Genomic DNA, 17,643 nt, shown 5'->3' with positions numbered 1-17,643 from the left:
TGTGTAATATCAAACAGCCAACATGCCGTGAAAGTTAATGAACCCTCACGACTTTCCTGCACTCAGAAATAGCTTCGCCCTGTTAGTACAGGAACATTAAGTACCACAGCGTTTTAAGCCGCCCCAACCACAATTAGCGGACTAAAAATAACTGTGATTTTCAGTTGCTGCTTTCCTGACAAAAAATAACATTCGCGCACTTAGTGCCATCACCGTTATCGGAAATTGAGTAACGGGATAAATATTCGTAGTTGTCATTCTCTTCAGGAGAGCAGACATGAAAACAGCACAGCGCAATAAACTCGCCGCCCTCGCCCTGATGGCGCTCGGTGCCACCAGCCAGGTTCACGCCAGTGAGCTGTTCCCCAACCTTCCAGCGAAAACCATCGGCGTGCAGGTGAAGATCCAGAGCTTTACCGCCGCCGATGCCGCACAAATCAAGGCCGCCGGCTTCAGCTTTGTGCGCTTCGGTGTGTGGAGCGACAGCCTCACCGCCAAGACGTATCAGAAACAGGTCAGCGACGCCTTCGCCGCCGCCGCTTCCGCCGGCCTGCCGGTGCTGCTGACGGTGCGCGCGATCAAGGCATTGCCGGCCACATCGCCCGAGGAGCTGAACGCCGCCGGCGGTAAGTTCGCCAACACCGTGACCGGGCTGGAAAAATCCTGGAGCTCGCAATTGGTAGCGATCGAAATATGGAACGAGCCGGATCTGGAAACCTATTGGCCGACGCGCAATTTCGATACCACCTTCGTGCCGTTCATGGCCGGCATGTGCAAGGCCTTCGAAGGTCAGCCGCAGACGACGCCACGGGTCGGTTTCGGCTTCGCCCGGCCGCCAAGCGCCGGCTCGGCGTCGACGGTGGCGATGAAAAGTATCGTCAGCGAGTACCCGAAATGCCTCAACGCCGTGTCTTATCACCCTTACGGCATGACCGCCACGCAGATCAGCAACGCGCAGACGTTCATCCAGCAGAACTTCAATCTGCCGGGGGTCATCAGTGAATGGGGTGTTTCTGCCCTCGCCTCCAACGGTGGTCCCGAGGGGCAAGCGACCAAGATCAACGCGTTTATTACCGACGTTAAACGCCTGAATATTCCGCTGACCTCTATCTATGAATGGCGGAACAGTGATTCGGGCAGCAACGATCGCGAGAAGAACTTCGGCTTTCTCACCTCTGACGGCCAGCCAAAACCGGCGCGCTTGTCGGTAGAAGGTCTGTTGAACGCTGAGTAAGCCTTGGGCAACCGGTCTGTTCACAGGTCGGTTGCTTTGAACCTGTGGGCTGTTTTGGCATCGTATTCAGCGACACCGCGCCCCACCTTTCAAACAATCGTTTTCAGGTTGTTGCCGCAGGGGCCATCGATCCACGAATGCACCCTTGAGTGCCCGTCAGCGCTCGGGTAATGTCTTCAGACCCATAGGATAGAGCACGCCCATGACTTCCAAGCTGGAACAACTCAAACAGTTCACCACCGTAGTTGCCGACACTGGCGACTTCGAAGCGATCGCCCGAGTCAAACCGACCGATGCCACCACCAACCCTTCCCTGCTGCTCAAGGCTTCGGCCATTCACGGTTACGCCGAACTGCTGAACGATTGCGTTCGCGACTGCAAGGGCGATGTCGGCCTGGCCAGCGACCGTTTCGGCGTCGCAGTGGGCAAGGAAATTCTCAACGTGGTTCCGGGCCGCATCTCCACCGAAGTGGATGCGCGTCTGTCCTTCGACCAGGATGCGATCCTCAAGCGTGCGCATCGTCTGATCGAGCTGTACGACAAGGCCGGCGTCGGCCGCGACCGCGTGCTGATCAAGATCGCCTCGACCTGGGAAGGCATCCGCGCCGCCGAGATCCTCGAGAAGGAAGGCATCCAGACCAACCTGACCCTGCTGTTCTCCTTCGCCCAGGCGGCCGCCTGCGCTGACGCCGGGGTGTTCCTGATTTCGCCGTTCGTGGGCCGTATCTACGACTGGTACAAGAAGGCCAACGGCAACGACTACACCGGCGCTGATGATCCGGGCGTGCAGTCGGTGACGCGCATCTACAACTACTACAAGGCCAACGACTACAAGACCGTGGTCATGGGTGCCAGCTTCCGTAACATCAACCAGATCGAACAACTGGCTGGCTGTGATCGCCTGACCATCAGCCCGGAACTGCTGGAGAAGCTGGCCGCCGATACCGGCAAGCTGGAACGCAAACTGGCACCGGGCAATGCCGGTGAAGCACGCCTGAGCCTCAACGAAGCGCAATTCCGCTGGTTGTCCAACGAAGACGCGATGGCCACCGAGAAACTGGCTGAAGGCATCCGTCAGTTCGCCCGCGACCAGGAGAAGCTGGAAGCGTTGTTGCAGGCCAAGCTGTGATTTGAGCCTGTAGAATGCAAAAAGGGCGAACCTGTGAGGGTTCGCCCTTTTTTGTGGCTGTTGGAAATCGGTGGTGGCCACCTTCGCGAGCAGGCTCGCTCCCACAGAGGGATTTGTGATCGACGTCGCTTCCCTGTGGGAGCGAGCCTGCTCGCGAAGAGGCCAGCCATGCACCATCAATTCACTTGGATCAATGCCGCTCCAGCGCATTCACCAGATCATGAAACGCTTCACGATTGGAATCGTTCAGGCCCATCAGAATCTTGTGCGCTTCCAGCACCTTGATTCGCACCACTTCTTCGGATTGGTCCTGATCCGGCAGGTCGTCCAGGCACTCCGGGCACGGCACCGGGTGGTTGACGATGTTGAACACCTGCTCGAAGCCCATCGACTGCAAAAGCCGAGTGATGTCTTCGTGGGTGGTGACAACCGTCGGCAACAGGCCGACCTTCTGCCGCGACAGGATCGACAGTTTGGCCAGCAGGCCCAAGGTGGTGCTGTCGATGCTGCGGGTTTCGGTCAAATCGATCACGATCGCGTTGAAATTCAGCGCGGTGAAGATTTTCTCAATAGTCGCATCCAACGCCGAACACAGGGTCAGGCGAACTTCACCGACGAACTTCAGGACGAAGGTGCCGTCCTGCTCGGCGAACTGGATTCTACCGGTACTCATTAAAGATTCCTGCTCAACACCAACAGGGCGATATCATCCGGCATCTCCCCTAGCGTGGCCAAACCAAACACTTGCCGCAGACCATCCAGGCTGCCGCCCGCTGACTTCACCCGTTCGGGCAAAGCAGCCTCTTTTTCTTTGAGCGTTGCTTCCGGCAAAAGGTCCAGAATGCCATCAGACATCAGCGTCAGGCTGAACGTCGGCGGCAGCTCAAGCACGTGGTCTTCGTAAGTGGCTTCATTGAAAAGCCCCACCGGCAGGCCACGGCCTTCGAGATAACGAACACTGTCAGGCGTGTACAACACAGGCAAAGGCAGATGGCCGCCAATGCTATAGGTCAACAAACCGGTCTCCTCGTCGATGACTCCACCGACCATTGTGACGTGTTTACCCAGCTTACAACTGATCAGCCCCCGGTTGATATGACCGAGCACTTCCGAAGGCTTGAACTCCGGCAAGGTACCGCTGCGTTTCGATTCGAAGAGCAAACGCGTGGTCATGAACTTCAACAGCACGGTGACGAAGGCTGATGACGCGCCATGCCCGGAAACATCCGCCAGATAAAACGCGACCCGGCGCTCGTCGACACGGAAATAGTCGACAAAATCACCCGACAGGTACAACGACGGGATGATCTGGTGGGCAAAATTGAATTCGTCAATGCTCCACGGGCTTTCCGGCAGCATGTTCATCTGCACCTGGCGACCGGCGTTCTGGTCTTCCTGGAGCAGGTTCAGGCTGGCTTCGAGCTCGCGGTTGGCCTTTTCCAGCTTCTCGCTGTAGCGCTGGTTTTCCAGCAGCAGCCGCGCACGATCCAGGGCCCGGCGCACGGAGTGCTCGAGCACAGCCAGATCTTCGAGAGGCTTGATCAGGTAATCCGCCGCGCCCAGGCGCAGGGCCTCGACCGCGTCATTCATCACCCCGGCACCCGAGACCACGATCACCGGCGTATCGGGTGAGCGCTCGGTGACCTGACGGATCAGTTCGAGACCGCCCATCTGCGGCATGCGCAGATCGCAGATGACCAGATCGGGCTCGTCTTGCTCGAATACCTGAAGACCCTGTTGACCGTTGCCGGCCTGCAGGACGCTGAAACCACTGTCTTCCAGATAGGCCGCGAGGCTCGCGCGCACTACCTCGTCATCATCGATTATCAGCAGCGTGGCACTGGTTTTTGGCATGTGGGCAAACGGCGCCAGAATTAGGTTGGCGTAGTGAGCGGGGCAACGGCCCTGCGCAGACTACTGGATTCGCTTTCTAGCCTCTCTGTTGCAGCGCTTTCAAGCATTCGCCTGGCGCGCGGTTTTAAACAGAGGTGCCCTTCTAAGGCGCAGACGGTACTCCCATCCGCAGAGCGTTTCAAGCATGCGCCGATTGTCGCTTGACGACTTTGTTTGTCAAATCACCGGGAGTTATAAGAACCGCTCCAACGGTAACCCGATGGAAGGTAGCGGCAGTCGCCGGTGACGCTCTGGCGCGGACAAAAAAGGCGACCCGAGGGTCGCCTTTCTGTCGCCGGTCGAAATCAGAAATCGTCTTCGACCTGACCGTCCTTCACCTTGAACTCGCGGTTTTGCAGGTAAGCATTGCGGATGAAGGTGTATTTGTCGCCGCTGATCAGCTTCTCGCTCGACAGCAGGCTGGCGCGGGTGTCGACGATGTTCAGGCCGAAGATCGAGTTACGCGTCGGCACGTGGTCGATGTAGCGGTACGCGCCGGTGAAGCTGTCGACGTATTTCGACGGTGCGTCACGCAGGGTGCTCGGGCCCATCAGCGGCAGCATCACGTACGGGCCGCTGCCCACGCCCCAGTAACCGAGGGTCTGACCGAAGTCTTCGTCGCTGCGGTTCAAGCCCATCTTGGTGCCGACGTCGAAGAAACCGAGCAGACCGAAGGTGGTGTTGAAAATCAGTCGGGCGGTATCAACGCCCGCCGCAGCCGGTTTGGCCTGGAGGATGTTGTTCGCCAGGTTGGTCACGTCACCGACGTTGCGGAACATATTGTGAATGCCGTCTTCAACGAACTGCGGGGTGATGAACTCATAACCCTGCGCCAATGGCTTCAGCGCGTAGGTGTCAACGAAGTCGTTGAACTGGAAAATCGGCCGGTTGACGCTTTCCCAAGGGTCTTCTTCGGTGGCCGCCTGGGTGGCGAACGGCGCCAGCAACAGGCTGGCACATACACTTAGCTGAGTGAGCGAAGGGCTCCAGCGCATAGAAAAACTCCTTGGATTCGATACTGGCGCGGTCCTCTCGGCCCGGGCATTAAGGCCGCTAGTATAAGCGTAAACGGCAATTTGGGCAGTCTGCCGCTGCAAGGATATGCAGGAAGTTTCCTACGCCGGCTTTCACCCGCCTGTCATGCAACTGTCACCCCAGCGCCCTAGTCTTGAGCGTTATTTCAGGGACGTTGCCATGACTCACGCCGAAACCTTGCCCGTCGCCGCGCCCGGCCTGACTGCCGTGCTGTTCGGCCTGAGCGGTTGCCTGGTGGATTTCGGTGCCCGCGCCGCGCAAGAGCTCAACGCCCAGCCGGAACATGCCCAAACTACGCCCGGCGCACTCGATAGCCTGAAAAGTTTGCAGCGCCAGGGAATTCCCTGCGCGTGGCTCGACGAATTGCCCCCTGCCCTCGCTCAGCCACTGGCCGCCTCGCTGCCAGACTGGATCAAACCGCCGCAACATTCAGCAACAATGAATCCATGGCCAGCGCCCAATGCGTGCTGGCAGGCATTGATGGATCTGAACATCGATCGCCTCGATGGCTGCGTACTGGTCAGCGGTGAACCGCGGCTGTTACAGGCCGGCCTGAACGCCGGATTATGGACAATTGGTCTGGCGTCCTGCGGCTCGCTGTGCGGCCTTAACCCAAGCGAATGGCAGGCGCTCTCGCAAAAGGAGCGCGAACAGTTGCGCGGCAAGGCAACCGTGCAATTGTTCGGCCTGGGCGTGCATTCGGTAATCGATCATCTCGGCGAACTGGACGCCTGCCTCGCCGACATCAGCCTGCGCCGCGCCAAAGGCGAAAAGCCCTGATCGGCGTCATGCAGGTTTACCAAGAGTGGATTAATCTAAAGGTCAGCCATAGACCTTTGGCGCGTGGCTGCGGTCAATGCCAGTGCCTATTGATAAAAGGAAACCACCATGCCCGCCCAAGAACTGCAAAAACAGCTCGATACCCTGCGCGAGCAGCTGGAACACAATCCACCGCTGTCGGAAGCCGAGCGTGAGGATCTGCATGCGCTGATGGCGCAGATCGAATCGGAAATCCAGCTGGAAACTGCCACCCAGGACGCGAGCATCGCCGACGGCGTGAACCTGGCGGTCGAGCGCTTCGAAGTCGAACACCCGGCGATCGCCGGCACTCTGCGCAATATCATGAATACGCTGGGCAGCATGGGCATCTGACGCCCCGCCGCACAAAAAAAGCCCTGCCAGCGATGGCAGGGCTTTTTCATTTGCAAAATGTGCATGCAAGCCCTTGTGGGAGCGAGCCTGCTCGCGAAGGCGTCGTGTCAGTCGACATCATCGTTGAATGAAACACCGCATTCGCGAGCAGGCTCGCCCCCACAAGGGATATCGCACATTCCGTTTCTTTATTGACGTACGAGCCGGTGATTCGGCAGCTGCACCTCTTCAGTGCTGCGATACGGGTTGATATCCAGCCCACCCCGGCGCACATAGCGCGCAAACACCGTGAGTTTCTCCGGCTTCAACAACCGCTGCAGATCAAGAAAAATCCGCTCAACGCATTGCTCATGGAAGTCCGAATGCTGGCGGAAGCTGACGATGTACTCCAGCAGGCTGGCGTGATCCAGCGCCGCGCCGCGATATTCCACTACCACGCTGCCCCAGTCCGGCTGGCTGGTCACCGGGCAGTTGGATTTGAGCAGGTGGCTGTGCACGCTCTCTTCAACGATCCGCGAATCATCGCAACGCAGCAGCTCCGGACGCGGGTGTTCATAATTGCTCACGCTGATATCCAGATCGTCGATGCACACGCCCGGCAACGCCACCACGCCTTCAGCTTCCACGTCTTTCAGACTGCGCACCCGCACGCCCACCGGTTTGCCGGCAGCGGCGGACAGATCCTTGACCAGCGTCGCCTGCAATGTGGCGACGTCGGCGAACGATGTCTGGTTCAGCGAGTTGAGGTAGAGCTTGAACGACTTCGATTCGATGATGTTCGGCGAGTCCGCCGGAATGCTGAATTCAGCGATCGCCACCACCGGCTTGCCCGAGGGCAGCAGCCACGACAGCTCGAAGCAGTTCCAGAAATCCACACCCGTATACGGCAGGGTTTCGGCGGTCAGACCTAGCTCCGCCCATTTCGCGGTGCGCGGAATCGGGAACAGCAGGGACGGCGTGTAGGTGGCGATGTATTCGCTGGATTTGCCCAGCGGCGAATGTTCGGCTGCGGGATGCATGGCGGAAACCTGACTGAAGAATCAGCGGATTCTACCAGCCTTTGCCCGCGCCTTTGAGTGCTTACTGACTGACTGTCAGTTTGCCGACCATGCCCGCCTGATAATGCCCGGGGATATTGCAGGCAAACTCGAGCGCCGTGGCCTTGCTGAAAGTCCAGGTCAACTCGGCGGTTTTGCCCGGCTCGACCAGCACGCTGTTGAGGTCGTCATGCTGCATGCCATGGCCCATCGTTGCGTGATCCATGCCCGCCATGTCGTGGGACATTTCTTTCATGCCGGTAGGCGTAAGCATGCCGCTTTGCTGCATCTGCAACATTTCCTGCTGGTGACTGGCATGCATCGCCGCATCACCGAGGTTGAATTCGTGCAGTAACTGGCCTTTATTCACCAGCACAAAGCGAATCGTCTCACCGGCCTTGACCTGTATGGCTTTCGGGTCGAAGTTCATGTCGCCCATGACGATTTCGATAGTCCGCGTGGCCTGGCTCGCCGCTGCCGGCTGGCCGAAGGCGAAGGTGTGCACCGGTGTCGCCCAAGCTGGCGTACTCAATGCCAGCAGACAGGCGGCTATTTTCAGGGAGGTGCGCAAAAACATGGTCGTACTCCAACAAGAGAAGGTTCAGCCTGTGGGAAACTCTAACCACCCAGGGCTGGCATCGACCTGACAGGCAGATTACAACTTTGTCAGCTTGGCGCTAACCGCCGGATCTCACGGTATAACGCCTTCGCCCTTCCAAATACCAACCCCGGCCGAGTCGCCCATGAAACTGTTGATCGTCGAAGACCAAGCGAAAACCGGCCAATACCTGCGTCAGGGCCTGACCGAGGCCGGATTCAATACCGAGCTGGTGGCCGACGGGATCAGCGGCCAGCAATTGGCCTTGAGCGGCGACTACGCGCTGTTGATCCTCGATGTAATGCTGCCCGGGCGCAGTGGCTGGCAGATTCTCCAAGCGGTGCGCAGCGCCGGCCTCGACACGCCGGTACTTTTTCTCACCGCCAAAGACGCCGTGGAGGACAGGGTTCACGGCCTCGAACTGGGCGCCGACGATTATCTGGTCAAGCCATTCGCCTTTTCCGAGCTGCTCGCGCGGGTGCGCAGCCTGTTGCGGCGCGGCAGCGCAATCGCCCAGGAAACCAGTCTGCAACTGGCCGATCTGCGCCTGGATCTGATCCGCCGCCGGGTCGAACGCAGCGGCCAGCGCATCGACCTGACCGCCAAGGAATTCGCCCTGCTGGAAATGCTCCTGCGCCGTCAGGGTGAAGTCCTGCCCAAATCGCTGATCGCCTCGCAGGTTTGGGACATGAATTTCGACAGCGACACCAACGTCATCGAAGTGGCGATCCGCCGCTTGCGCCTGAAGATCGACGATGACTTCCCCAACAAGTTGATCCACACCGTGCGCGGCATGGGTTACGTGCTCGAAGAGCGTTCGCTGTGATGCGTCGTTGGTCCTTGAGCACGCGCCTGGCGCTGTTGTTTGCCGCTTGCACTGCGGTGGTCTCGCTGTTCGCCGGGGTGCTGTTCGACCGCGCCAGCGAGGCGCACTTTATCGAGCTTGACCAGCAACAACTGGAGACGAAACTGATCGGCCTGCGCCGCGCCTTGCAGGATCTCCAACCTGCCCAGCGCGAGGCGCGGCTGGCCGATGAACTCAGCCGTCAGTCGGATCTGTCGTTGCGCATCACCAGTGGCGACGGGCAGCACTGGTATGACAGCTCGGTGCAGATTCCGAAGAATCTGCCGCTGCAAACCGGCCTGTCTACCATCAGCCATGACGGCACCGATTACCGCGTGCTGCGCGCCCCGCTCTACCCGGACACAGCGGATTCGCCACAACTGACGCTGCTGCTGGACATCACCCATCACCAGCATTTTCTTACGCGCATGCAGCATCTGATCTGGCTGACCGTCGGCCTGTCGGCGCTGGCTACTGCCGTGCTCGGGGCCTGGGCCGCGCGCAGCGGTCTGCGCCCGTTGCGGCGGATGAGCGCAGTGGCCCGTGGGATTTCCGCGCAATCGCTGAATGCCCGACTGCCTGAAGAGAAGATGCCACCAGAGCTTGCGGAAATGGCCCACAGCTTCAACGCCATGCTCGCACGCCTCGACGACTCGTTTCAGCGCCTCTCGGCGTTCTCCGCCGACATCGCCCATGAGCTGCGCACACCGTTGTCGAATCTGCTGACCCACACCCAGGTCACCCTCACCCGCCCACGGGCACTGGAGGAATACCGCGAAGCGCTGCACAGCAACCTCGAAGAACTGCAATGGATGGCGCAACTGGTCAACGACATGCTCTATCTGGCCAAGGCAGACCACGGCTTGCTGATGCCCAAGCGCGAACCGCTGGAACTGGCGGATGAAGCTGACATGTTGCTGGAGTTTTTTGCGCCATTGGCGGAAGACGCTGGCGTGAGTTTGAGCCGTGAAGGCGAGGCGCGTATCAAAGGTGATCGCGGCATGTTGCGCCGGGCCTTGTCGAATCTGCTGGATAACGCGCTGCGGTTTACCCCGGCCGAGGGTTATGTGCGCTTGAGCATCGTCGACGAGGGGGAGACCGTGCGCGTCTGCGTCGAAAACAGTGGCGAGGGGGTTTCAGCGCAATTACTGCCACGTCTGTTTGACCGCTTCTATCGAGCGGATCCGGCGCGGCAGGAAGGCAGTAGTGAGCATGCGGGGTTGGGCTTGGCAATTACCCAGTCGATCGTGCGTGCCCATGGTGGGACGATTCATTGCGAATCTGAAGCGGGTTGGACGCGGTTTGTAATCGAGTTGCCTCGGACCTGATCGTTCCCACGCAGAGCGTGGGAACGAGCATGGAGTCGCTTACGAATATCTCAAGGCATGCGCCGGTTCGATCTTCGCCGCCCGCCACGCCGGATACACCGTGGCCAGGAAGCTCAGAATGAATCCCGCCGAGCAGATCAACAGCACATCGCCGCCCTGCAGTTCCGAAGGCAGGTTGCTGACGAAATACACGTCCGAACTGAAGATATGCTGGCCGGTCACACGCTCGACCCAGCCGACCAGCTCACTGACATTGAGCGCCGCAATCACGCCCAGCACGCCGCCAATGATGGTGCCGACAATACCGATCACCGTGCCCTGCACCATGAAGATCGCCATGATCTGCCGGGGCGTAGCGCCGATCGTGCGCAGGATCGCGATGTCGGCGCCCTTGTCGTTCACCACCATGATCAGCGTCGCAATGATGTTGAACGCCGCCACCGCGACGATCATCAGCAACAGCAGGCCGATCATGGTTTTTTCCATCTTCATCGCGCTGAACAGGCTGCCCTGGGTGTGAGTCCAGTCGTCAGCCTTGAAGTCAGCGCCGAGGCCACTGGCGATGTCCGCAGACACCTTCGGCGCGGCGTACAGATCCTTGACTGCCAGCCGCACGCTCTGCACCTGATTCGGCTGCCAGTGCTGCATGGTCGCGGCATCGGCGACATGAATCAGGCCCATCGAACCGTCCAGCTCGGCGCCGACCTTGAACACGCCAACCACATTCAGGCGCTGCATGCGCGGGGTGATACCGCCCGGTGCGGTACTGACTTCCGGAACGATCAAGGTGATCTTGTCGCCGACATTGAGGCGAAAACGCCGCGCGGTGATCTCACCGATCACCACACCGAATTCGCCCGGCTTCAGGGCATCCAGACGACCCTGGACGATGTGCTGGGCAACGATCGACACCTTGCCTTCCTGGGCCGGATCAACGCCGCTGATCTGAATCGGCTGCATCGAACCCCTGTAAGAAAGCATGCCTTCCATCTCGGTGAACGGCACGGCGGCCGTCACTTCGGGATTTTTCATCGCAGCCGCAGCGACCGGCTGCCAGTCGTCGATCGGCTTGACGCCAACGATGGTCGCATGGGGCACCATGCCAAGGATGCGCGAGCTCATTTCGCGCTGAAAGCCATTCATCACCGACAGCACCACGATCATCGCCAGCACGCCGAGGGCGAGGCCGATCATCGAGGTCATCGAAATGAACGAAACAAAGCGATTGCGGCGCTTGGCGCGGGTATAGCGCGTGCCGATAAAGATCGATAACGGTCTGAACATTCGCTGGGGCACCGTGTAGAAATAAAAGACCCGGCGCCGTTACGGGCGCCGGGTTTCAGCCAGTCAGATGGGAGTGAGGCAGCCTTCCTGCAGCTGCAGAACGCGATCCATCTGGCGAGCCAGGTTCATGTCGTGCGTCACCACCAGGAATGCCGTGCGCATCGAAGTGCTCAGCTCCAGCATCAGATCCTGAATGCCTTCGGCGGTGTGCAGGTCGAGGTTGCCGGTTGGCTCATCGAGCATTACCAGCCCCGGGTTGTTGACCAGGGCACGGGCGATGGCCACGCGCTGACGCTCGCCGCCGGACAGTTCCGCCGGTTTATGTTCCAGACGATGGCCGAGACCGACACGTTCCAGCAATGCCGTGGCACGCTGACGCGCCTCCGGGATGGCGGTCTTGCCGATCAGCAGCGGCATGCAGACGTTTTCCAGTGCGGTGAATTCCGGCAGCAAATGGTGAAACTGATAAACGAAACCAAGCGCGCGATTGCGCAGCAGGCCACGCTTTTTCTCGCTTAACGCCGACAGCTCTTCGCCGTCGAGCCAGACGCTGCCCTTGCTAGGCGTATCGAGGCCGCCGAGCAGGTTGAGCAAGGTACTTTTGCCGGAACCGGATTTGCCCACGATCGCTACACGTTCGCCCGGGTGCAACTCCAGTTGCAGGCCGGCCAGCACTTGTACCGACTCCGGACCCTCCTCGTAGGATTTGCCCAGGTTACGGCAGCTCAGAATTGCTTGTTCACTCATGCCCGACTCACTCATAACGTAACGCCTCCGCCGGCTGGGTGCGCGCGGCACGCCAGGCGGGATACAGGGTGGCGAGGAAACTCAGGACCAACGCAGCGGCGCAGACCATGACGACGTCCTGGCTCTGTACCTGCGAAGGAAGATAATCAATGAAATACACGTCAGCATTAAGGAACTTGTGGCCGATCAGCCCTTCAAGCGCCGAAATGGCCGCACTGACATTCAGTGCCGCAAGGATCCCGACCACCGCGCCGATCGCCGTGCCGACCACGCCGATTACCGTGCCCTGAACCATGAACGTGCGCATGATCGTGCCCGGAGTCGCGCCTAGGGTACGCAGAATGGCGATGTCGCCCTTCTTGTCGTTCACCACCATCACCAGCGTGGAAATGATGTTGAACGCGGCGACGGCGACGATCAGCAGCAACAGCAGCCCGATCATGGCTTTTTCCATGCGGATCGCTTGATACAGGTTGCCGTGGGTGCGGGTCCAGTCGCGGGCGTAGTAACGATCTTCGCCGAGCTGCTGGGCAATGTTCCACGCCTCGCGCGGCGCCTGGAACAGGTCGTCGAACTTCAGCCGCAGGCCCTGCACCTGATCGGCTTTCCAGCGGTGCATTTTCGCCAGATCCTGCAGATTGGTCACGCCGAGGTAGCCGTCGAGCTCACCGGCGCCGACATGGAAAATGCCGACCACGGTGAAGCGCTTCATGCGCGGGAACATGCCGGCCGGGGTCACACTGACCTCGGGAGCAACGAACGTAACCTTGTCGCCAATGCCGACGCCGAGCCTGGTCGCCGCCTTGTCGCCGATGACGATGCCGAAGCTGCCCGGTGTCAGGTCGTCGAGTTTGCCCTGCTTCATGAAGTTGTCGATGATCGACACATTGCGCTCGAGCGCAGGATCAATGGCATTGAGCAACACCTTGGAAACCTGACCGTTGTTGGTCAGCAGGCCCTGCATCTGGGTGAACGGCGCCACCGCCGTCACCTGCCGGTTCTGCTTGACCTTGTCGGCCAGGCTCTGCCAGTCATTGATCGGCTCGCCGGTCTCGAGAGTAGCGTGGGGCACCATGCCCAGCACGCGGGTGCGCATCTCATGGTCGAAGCCGTTCATCACCGACAGCACGACGATCATCACGACCACGCCAAGGGCGAGCCCGATCATCGAAGTCAGGGAAATGAATGACACAAAATGATTGCGACGCTTTGCACGGGTATAACGCGTGCCGATAAATACGAAGAGAGGTCTGAACATGTCGGGGCTTGTTCGGAGGGAAAAGGAACGTCCTTGTGGCGGGGGTCGAAAACCAGCTTTACACTCAGACCACCGCCGCTACCATGGGTTCGCCATGTCGACATTAGATGAAGAAGATCGCCGCGAATACTACCGTATCGAGGACACGATCGCACTGGAAATTCGGCCCCTGTCCGCTCCCGAAGCCGCAGGCCAGGAAGTGTTGCAGGATGCTTCCCCACTCTTCAACCTGCTCAGCGAACTGCACCTGAGCGAATTCGAGTCGCAGCACCTGTTGCGGCAGATCAGCGAGCGCGACCGCGCCATCGCGGCGTTTCTCAAATCGCAGAACAAACGCATTGACCTGCTCAGCCAGGTGATCGCCCTGACCGTGCTCGGCCACATCGGCGAGCCGCAGCCGGTGATCATCTCCGAGGGCGGGATCGACTTTCAGTACCCGACCCCGATTGCCACTGGCGCACACCTGTCGGTGAAACTGGTGCTGATGCCGCAGGCACTCGGCCTGCTGCTGCGTGCCCGGGTCACCCATTGCGATCCCAAGGGGGATGGGTATGACGTCGGCACCGAGTTCGAGCGTCCGACCGATGCCCAGCGCCAATTGCTCGCGCGCTACATCTTGCAAAAGCAGGCTCAGGAACGCCGTCTGGCCCGCGAACAGAACGAATCTGGCATTTAACTTAAGGAAGCACCGTGACCCTCATCTACGGCCACCGCGGCGCCAAGGGCGAAGCACCGGAAAACACCCTGAGCAGCTTTCAGGAATGCCTCAAGCACGGCGTGCGCCGCTGCGAACTGGATCTGCACCTGTCCAAGGACGGCGAGCTGATGGTCATCCATGACCCGACCCTCAAGCGCACCACCGACCGTCGCGGCAAAGTCGTCGAGCACACCGCTGCCGAGCTGGTCACCTACGACGCGCGCAAGGGCGGCCCGGGCTGGATCAAGCCGTGCCCGATTCCGACGCTAGAAGAGTTGTTCGAGCAATGTGATTTCGAGCACTGGCAGCTGGAAGTCAAAAGCGCATCACGCACCCGCGCGGCGACTACCGTGCTGGCGATTCGGGAAATGGCTCAGCGCCACGGCCTGCTCGACAAGGTGACGATCACTTCGAGTTCGCGGGAAGTCTTGAAGGCAGCGCTGGATCTGGTACCCGACGTATCCCGTGGCTTGGTGGCCGAATATGCCTGGCTCGATCCGCTGAAAGTCGCGGCGAGCTACGGCTGCGAGATTCTCGCCTTGAACTGGACGCTGTGTACGCCGGAACGCCTGCAGAAGGCGCAGCGTCAGGGCCTGCATGTGTCGGTGTGGACCGTCAACGAGCCTGCGCTGATGCGCAGACTCGCCGACTTCGGCGTTGACAGCCTGATTACAGACTTTCCCGGTTTGGCCACTGCCACCCTTGAGAATTGCTGAAATCGGTCTCCCCGGCCGGCTCAGGCCACCGGCCGGAGCCCGTCAAAAAAGCCGGTTGAGGCCGTCGTACGCCGCTACCCGATAGGCTTCGGCCATGGTCGGGTAGTTGAACGTGGTGTTGACGAAATACTTCAGGGTGTTCAGCTCGCCCGGCTGGTTCATGATCGCCTGACCGATGTGCACGATCTCCGACGCCTGATAACCGAAGCAGTGCACGCCGAGCACTTCCAGCGTTTCGCGGTGGAAGAGGATCTTCAGCATGCCTTGCGGCTCACCGGCAATCTGTGCCCGCGCCATGCTCTTGAAGAAGGCCTTGCCGACTTCGTACGGCACTTTCGCCTGGGTCAGCTCCTGCTCGTTCTTGCCGATCGAGCTGATCTCCGGAATGGTGTAGATGCCGGTCGGCACGTCATTGACGAAGCGCCAGCTGCCATTGTCGACGATGCTGCCAGCAGCCGAACGGCCCTGGTCGTGGGCGGCGCTGGCCAGGCTTGGCCAGCCGATCACGTCACCGGCGCCGTAGATGTTCTCCACGCAGGTGCGGTAGTTCTGGTCAACTTCGATCTGGCCACGGCTGTTGACCTTGACCCCGATGTTTTCCAGACCCAGCGTGTCGGTGTTGCCGGTACGGCCGTTGCACCAGAGCAAGGCGTCGGCCTTGATCTTCTTGCCGGATTTGAGATGCAGGATCACACCGTTGTCCACGCCTTCGACGCGGTCGTACTCTTCGTTGTGACGCACGGTGATGTTGTTGTTGCTGAAGTGGTAGCTCAACGCCTGGGAAATTTCCGAGTCGAGGAAGCTCAGCAACTGGCCACGGTTGTCGACCAGCTCGACCAGCACACCCAGACCACTGAAGATCGATGCGTATTCGCAACCGATCACACCAGCGCCGTAAACGATCAGTTTGCGCGGGGTGTGGCCGAGGCTGAGGATGGTGTCGCTATCGTAGATACGCGGGTGGTGGAAATCGATGTCCGCCGGGCGATACGGACGCGAACCGGTGGCGATGATGATGTGCTTGGCCACCAGTTTTTCGACCACGCCGTTGCCGCAAACCACTTCGATGGTTTGCTCGTCGGCGAAGCTGCCGGTACCGAAGAACACGTCGACGCGGTTACGGGCGTAGTAGCCGGTGCGCGATGCGACTTGTTTGGAAATGACTTTTTCGGCGCTTTTCAACACGTCCGGGAAGGAGAACCAGCGTGGCTCGCCGATCGCGCGGAACATCGGGTTGGTGTTGAACTGCATGATCTGCCGCACCGAGTGACGCAGTGCCTTGGACGGGATGGTGCCGAGGTGGGTGCAGTTGCCGCCGACCTGGCGACGGCTGTCGACCATCGCGACCTTGCGCCCCGCTTTGGCGGCGTTCATTGCCGCGCCTTCTCCCGCCGGGCCGGAACCCAGTACCACCACGTCGTAGTTGTAGACAGCCATGCGTACTCCTCAGAACAGGCCGCGGTGCCAGCAGCACCGGCGGCTAAATCACGCCGAACGGCGGCGCGAAGGAACAATTGGGGGCCAGTGAAGAACCCGGACACAGTCTATAGAAGCGTCAACGCCGCGCACATTAACCCTTGGTCGCGTCGTAGGCTACTTTTGCCTGCACTACAACGCCAGCTTTCGTCTTGTCTTCGGTCAGTTTTTTTCACCGACAAGCTGCGTAAATGCCTGACTGCTGCGGGTGACGAAACCTGTATCGGCACGCAAGACAAAGAATGCAGCAATGTCATGTTTTTGGGCATAGTCCCGCGCCCTTTCCGGCCCGAGAATCAGCAACAGCGTCGATAGTCCATCGGCCATCAACGCTGAAGGATGAATCACCGTGACTGACGCCAGGTCGTGTAGGACCGGTCGCCCGCTGCGTGCATCGAAGGTGTGGGAATAACGCCGACCGTCCTGCAGAAAATAGTGGCGGTAGTCACCGGAGGTGGATACGCCATAGCCGTCGACATCGATAATCCGCTCGGCCACTTGCTGGTCATCGCGAGGCTCTTCGAGAGCGATGCGCCACGCTGAACCATCCGGTTTCTTGCCGCGGGCTTTGAGTTCGCCCGTTGCTTCGACCAGATAATTGTCGATGCCCATGGCCTGCAATCTGGCAGCAATGATATCCACGGCGTAACCGGCGGCAATGCTGTTGAAGTCGACTTCGACGGCGGCGTCCTTGCACAACCGCTCGCCATCGATGCGCAGGTGCTGATGGCCGACCCGCTGCATGACCTCGGCCACAGCGGCCGCATCAGGGATCTTTTCTTCGCGTCCTTGCGGGCCGAATCCCCAGAGGTCCAGCAGCGGTTCCACGGTCAGGTCGTAGGAGCCTTCGCTTTGCGTTGAAAGCTGTTCGCCGATGCGGACCAATTCGAGCACCGCTGCCGGCATGGCTTGGCAGCTATCGGCGGGCAAGGCGTTGAAACGTTCGATGGCGGAGTCACTTCGGTAAGTCGACAGCTGTTGATCGACTTCACCGAGGATGGCCTGCACTTCGCCGCGCACCCGCGCAGGATCGGCGACCCCGGCGTGGCGCACGTACTTGACCGACCAGGTGCTGCCCATGGTCGAACCGCCAACCTGTTCCAGGGAATCGCCGGTGCCGCAGCCGCCGATTGCCACCGCCAACACCACAGGCCCCCACCAGCGTCCAGTTAACAATTCTTCATCTCCCCGCAAAACCACGGCGGCCATTATGAA

The 17,643-nt window shown here is 60.0% G+C and carries 18 protein-coding genes; 8 read left to right on the top strand and 10 right to left on the bottom strand.

Annotated elements, in window-relative coordinates; translation table 11 throughout:
* Positions 1 to 277 precede the first annotated feature (277 nt).
* Complete coding sequence (locus AB4N47_RS05690; protein WP_341637066.1) at positions 278 to 1,234, top strand: glycosyl hydrolase family 5; 957 nt, start codon at positions 278 to 280, stop codon at positions 1,232 to 1,234.
* Positions 1,235 to 1,436: 202 nt separating this feature from the next.
* Positions 1,437 to 2,363 (top strand): transaldolase, encoded by a 927-nt coding sequence (gene tal / locus AB4N47_RS05685; RefSeq protein WP_016775468.1) that lies wholly within the window; start codon positions 1,437 to 1,439, stop codon positions 2,361 to 2,363.
* A gap of 190 nt (positions 2,364 to 2,553) precedes the next feature.
* On the opposite strand, the gene rssC is transcribed toward tal, so the two are convergent.
* The 3 genes from rssC to AB4N47_RS05670 all read right to left on the bottom strand — a co-directional run bounded on the left by rssC (position 2,554) and on the right by AB4N47_RS05670 (position 5,251).
* Positions 2,554 to 3,036, bottom strand: coding sequence for an anti-sigma factor antagonist RssC (gene rssC, locus AB4N47_RS05680; protein WP_003226553.1), 483 nt, complete (start codon positions 3,034 to 3,036; stop codon positions 2,554 to 2,556).
* Positions 3,036 to 4,217, bottom strand: coding sequence for a two-component system response regulator RssB (gene rssB, locus AB4N47_RS05675; protein WP_024013622.1), 1,182 nt, complete (start codon positions 4,215 to 4,217; stop codon positions 3,036 to 3,038). The genes rssC and rssB overlap by 1 nt, the downstream gene beginning before the upstream one ends.
* 344 nt (positions 4,218 to 4,561) lie before the next feature.
* On the bottom strand, positions 4,562 to 5,251 hold the full coding sequence (locus AB4N47_RS05670) for an MlaA family lipoprotein (protein ID WP_016775470.1): 690 nt from the start codon (positions 5,249 to 5,251) through the stop codon (positions 4,562 to 4,564).
* A 199-nt stretch (positions 5,252 to 5,450) separates the two neighbouring features.
* On the opposite strand from AB4N47_RS05670, the gene AB4N47_RS05665 reads away from it, so the two are divergent.
* The gene (locus AB4N47_RS05665) at positions 5,451 to 6,071 is read left to right on the top strand and encodes an HAD family phosphatase (RefSeq protein WP_341637065.1); all 621 of its coding nucleotides are present in this window, start codon (positions 5,451 to 5,453) and stop codon (positions 6,069 to 6,071) included.
* 108 nt (positions 6,072 to 6,179) lie between these two features.
* Positions 6,180 to 6,443, top strand: coding sequence for a DUF4404 family protein (locus AB4N47_RS05660; RefSeq protein WP_016775472.1), 264 nt, complete (start codon positions 6,180 to 6,182; stop codon positions 6,441 to 6,443).
* 188 nt (positions 6,444 to 6,631) lie between these two features.
* Here AB4N47_RS05660 and queF read toward each other — a convergent pair whose 3' ends face one another.
* The gene (gene queF / locus AB4N47_RS05655) at positions 6,632 to 7,462 is read right to left on the bottom strand and encodes an NADPH-dependent 7-cyano-7-deazaguanine reductase QueF (RefSeq protein ID WP_323164801.1); all 831 of its coding nucleotides are present in this window, start codon (positions 7,460 to 7,462) and stop codon (positions 6,632 to 6,634) included.
* Between the two features lie 61 nt (positions 7,463 to 7,523).
* Positions 7,524 to 8,057: a copper-resistant cuproprotein CopI gene (copI, locus tag AB4N47_RS05650; protein WP_341637064.1), complete on the bottom strand. Its 534-nt coding sequence runs from the start codon at positions 8,055 to 8,057 to the stop codon at positions 7,524 to 7,526.
* A 166-nt stretch (positions 8,058 to 8,223) separates the two neighbouring features.
* Between copI and AB4N47_RS05645 the strand changes: the two genes are divergently transcribed.
* Both AB4N47_RS05645 and AB4N47_RS05640 read left to right on the top strand, forming a co-directional pair.
* Positions 8,224 to 8,904: a heavy metal response regulator transcription factor gene (locus AB4N47_RS05645; RefSeq protein WP_071173049.1), complete on the top strand. Its 681-nt coding sequence runs from the start codon at positions 8,224 to 8,226 to the stop codon at positions 8,902 to 8,904.
* Positions 8,904 to 10,250, top strand: a complete 1,347-nt coding sequence (locus tag AB4N47_RS05640; protein ID WP_341637063.1) for a heavy metal sensor histidine kinase — start codon at positions 8,904 to 8,906, stop codon at positions 10,248 to 10,250. The genes AB4N47_RS05645 and AB4N47_RS05640 overlap by 1 nt, the downstream gene beginning before the upstream one ends.
* Positions 10,251 to 10,289: 39 nt before the next feature.
* On the opposite strand, the gene AB4N47_RS05635 is transcribed toward AB4N47_RS05640, so the two are convergent.
* The 3 genes from AB4N47_RS05635 to AB4N47_RS05625 form a co-directional block, all read right to left on the bottom strand.
* Positions 10,290 to 11,534, bottom strand: coding sequence for a lipoprotein-releasing ABC transporter permease subunit (locus tag AB4N47_RS05635; RefSeq protein ID WP_341637062.1), 1,245 nt, complete (start codon positions 11,532 to 11,534; stop codon positions 10,290 to 10,292).
* Positions 11,535 to 11,597: 63 nt separating this feature from the next.
* A complete protein-coding gene (gene lolD / locus AB4N47_RS05630; RefSeq protein ID WP_024013628.1) occupies positions 11,598 to 12,296 on the bottom strand; it encodes a lipoprotein-releasing ABC transporter ATP-binding protein LolD in 699 nt (232 codons plus the stop codon).
* Entirely contained in the window at positions 12,289 to 13,539 is a 1,251-nt protein-coding gene (locus AB4N47_RS05625) for a lipoprotein-releasing ABC transporter permease subunit (protein ID WP_341637061.1), read from the bottom strand. The genes lolD and AB4N47_RS05625 overlap by 8 nt, the downstream gene beginning before the upstream one ends.
* 94 nt (positions 13,540 to 13,633) lie before the next feature.
* On the opposite strand from AB4N47_RS05625, the gene AB4N47_RS05620 reads away from it, so the two are divergent.
* Together AB4N47_RS05620 and AB4N47_RS05615 are read left to right on the top strand one after the other, a co-directional pair.
* The gene (locus tag AB4N47_RS05620; RefSeq protein ID WP_016775478.1) at positions 13,634 to 14,215 is read left to right on the top strand and encodes a PilZ domain-containing protein; all 582 of its coding nucleotides are present in this window, start codon (positions 13,634 to 13,636) and stop codon (positions 14,213 to 14,215) included.
* Positions 14,216 to 14,229: 14 nt separating this feature from the next.
* Positions 14,230 to 14,952, top strand: coding sequence for a glycerophosphodiester phosphodiesterase (locus AB4N47_RS05615; protein WP_008087738.1), 723 nt, complete (start codon positions 14,230 to 14,232; stop codon positions 14,950 to 14,952).
* Positions 14,953 to 14,994: 42 nt separating this feature from the next.
* Here the strand turns inward: AB4N47_RS05615 and sthA are convergent, their stop codons facing one another.
* Together sthA and AB4N47_RS05605 are read right to left on the bottom strand one after the other, a co-directional pair.
* Entirely contained in the window at positions 14,995 to 16,389 is a 1,395-nt protein-coding gene (gene sthA / locus AB4N47_RS05610) for a Si-specific NAD(P)(+) transhydrogenase (protein ID WP_016775479.1), read from the bottom strand.
* 201 nt (positions 16,390 to 16,590) lie between these two features.
* A complete protein-coding gene (locus tag AB4N47_RS05605; RefSeq protein WP_336464512.1) occupies positions 16,591 to 17,637 on the bottom strand; it encodes an FAD:protein FMN transferase in 1,047 nt (348 codons plus the stop codon).
* Positions 17,638 to 17,643 lie beyond the last annotated feature (6 nt).

It is taken from the genome of Pseudomonas sp. S3_G06, from assembly GCF_054667565.1.
This window is presented reverse-complemented; position numbering and strand designations above follow the sequence as displayed.

Excerpts from the sequence above, each read along its gene's own strand:
- sthA (WP_016775479.1), bottom strand. The coding sequence starts at position 16,389 with ATGGCTGTCTACAACTACGACGTGGTGGTACTGGGTTCCGGCCCGGCG.
- AB4N47_RS05690 (WP_341637066.1), top strand. The coding sequence starts at position 278 with ATGAAAACAGCACAGCGCAATAAACTCGCCGCCCTCGCCCTGATGGCG.
- queF (WP_323164801.1), bottom strand. The coding sequence starts at position 7,462 with ATGCATCCCGCAGCCGAACATTCGCCGCTGGGCAAATCCAGCGAATAC.
- AB4N47_RS05670 (WP_016775470.1), bottom strand. The coding sequence starts at position 5,251 with ATGCGCTGGAGCCCTTCGCTCACTCAGCTAAGTGTATGTGCCAGCCTG.
- rssC (WP_003226553.1), bottom strand. The coding sequence starts at position 3,036 with ATGAGTACCGGTAGAATCCAGTTCGCCGAGCAGGACGGCACCTTCGTC.
- lolD (WP_024013628.1), bottom strand. The coding sequence starts at position 12,296 with ATGAGTGAGTCGGGCATGAGTGAACAAGCAATTCTGAGCTGCCGTAAC.
- tal (WP_016775468.1), top strand. The coding sequence starts at position 1,437 with ATGACTTCCAAGCTGGAACAACTCAAACAGTTCACCACCGTAGTTGCC.
- rssB (WP_024013622.1), bottom strand. The coding sequence starts at position 4,217 with ATGCCAAAAACCAGTGCCACGCTGCTGATAATCGATGATGACGAGGTA.
- AB4N47_RS05640 (WP_341637063.1), top strand. The coding sequence starts at position 8,904 with ATGCGTCGTTGGTCCTTGAGCACGCGCCTGGCGCTGTTGTTTGCCGCT.
- AB4N47_RS05665 (WP_341637065.1), top strand. The coding sequence starts at position 5,451 with ATGACTCACGCCGAAACCTTGCCCGTCGCCGCGCCCGGCCTGACTGCC.
- AB4N47_RS05635 (WP_341637062.1), bottom strand. The coding sequence starts at position 11,534 with ATGTTCAGACCGTTATCGATCTTTATCGGCACGCGCTATACCCGCGCC.
- AB4N47_RS05625 (WP_341637061.1), bottom strand. The coding sequence starts at position 13,539 with ATGTTCAGACCTCTCTTCGTATTTATCGGCACGCGTTATACCCGTGCA.
- AB4N47_RS05605 (WP_336464512.1), bottom strand. The coding sequence starts at position 17,637 with ATGGCCGCCGTGGTTTTGCGGGGAGATGAAGAATTGTTAACTGGACGC.
- copI (WP_341637064.1), bottom strand. The coding sequence starts at position 8,057 with ATGTTTTTGCGCACCTCCCTGAAAATAGCCGCCTGTCTGCTGGCATTG.
- AB4N47_RS05620 (WP_016775478.1), top strand. The coding sequence starts at position 13,634 with ATGTCGACATTAGATGAAGAAGATCGCCGCGAATACTACCGTATCGAG.
- AB4N47_RS05645 (WP_071173049.1), top strand. The coding sequence starts at position 8,224 with ATGAAACTGTTGATCGTCGAAGACCAAGCGAAAACCGGCCAATACCTG.
- AB4N47_RS05660 (WP_016775472.1), top strand. The coding sequence starts at position 6,180 with ATGCCCGCCCAAGAACTGCAAAAACAGCTCGATACCCTGCGCGAGCAG.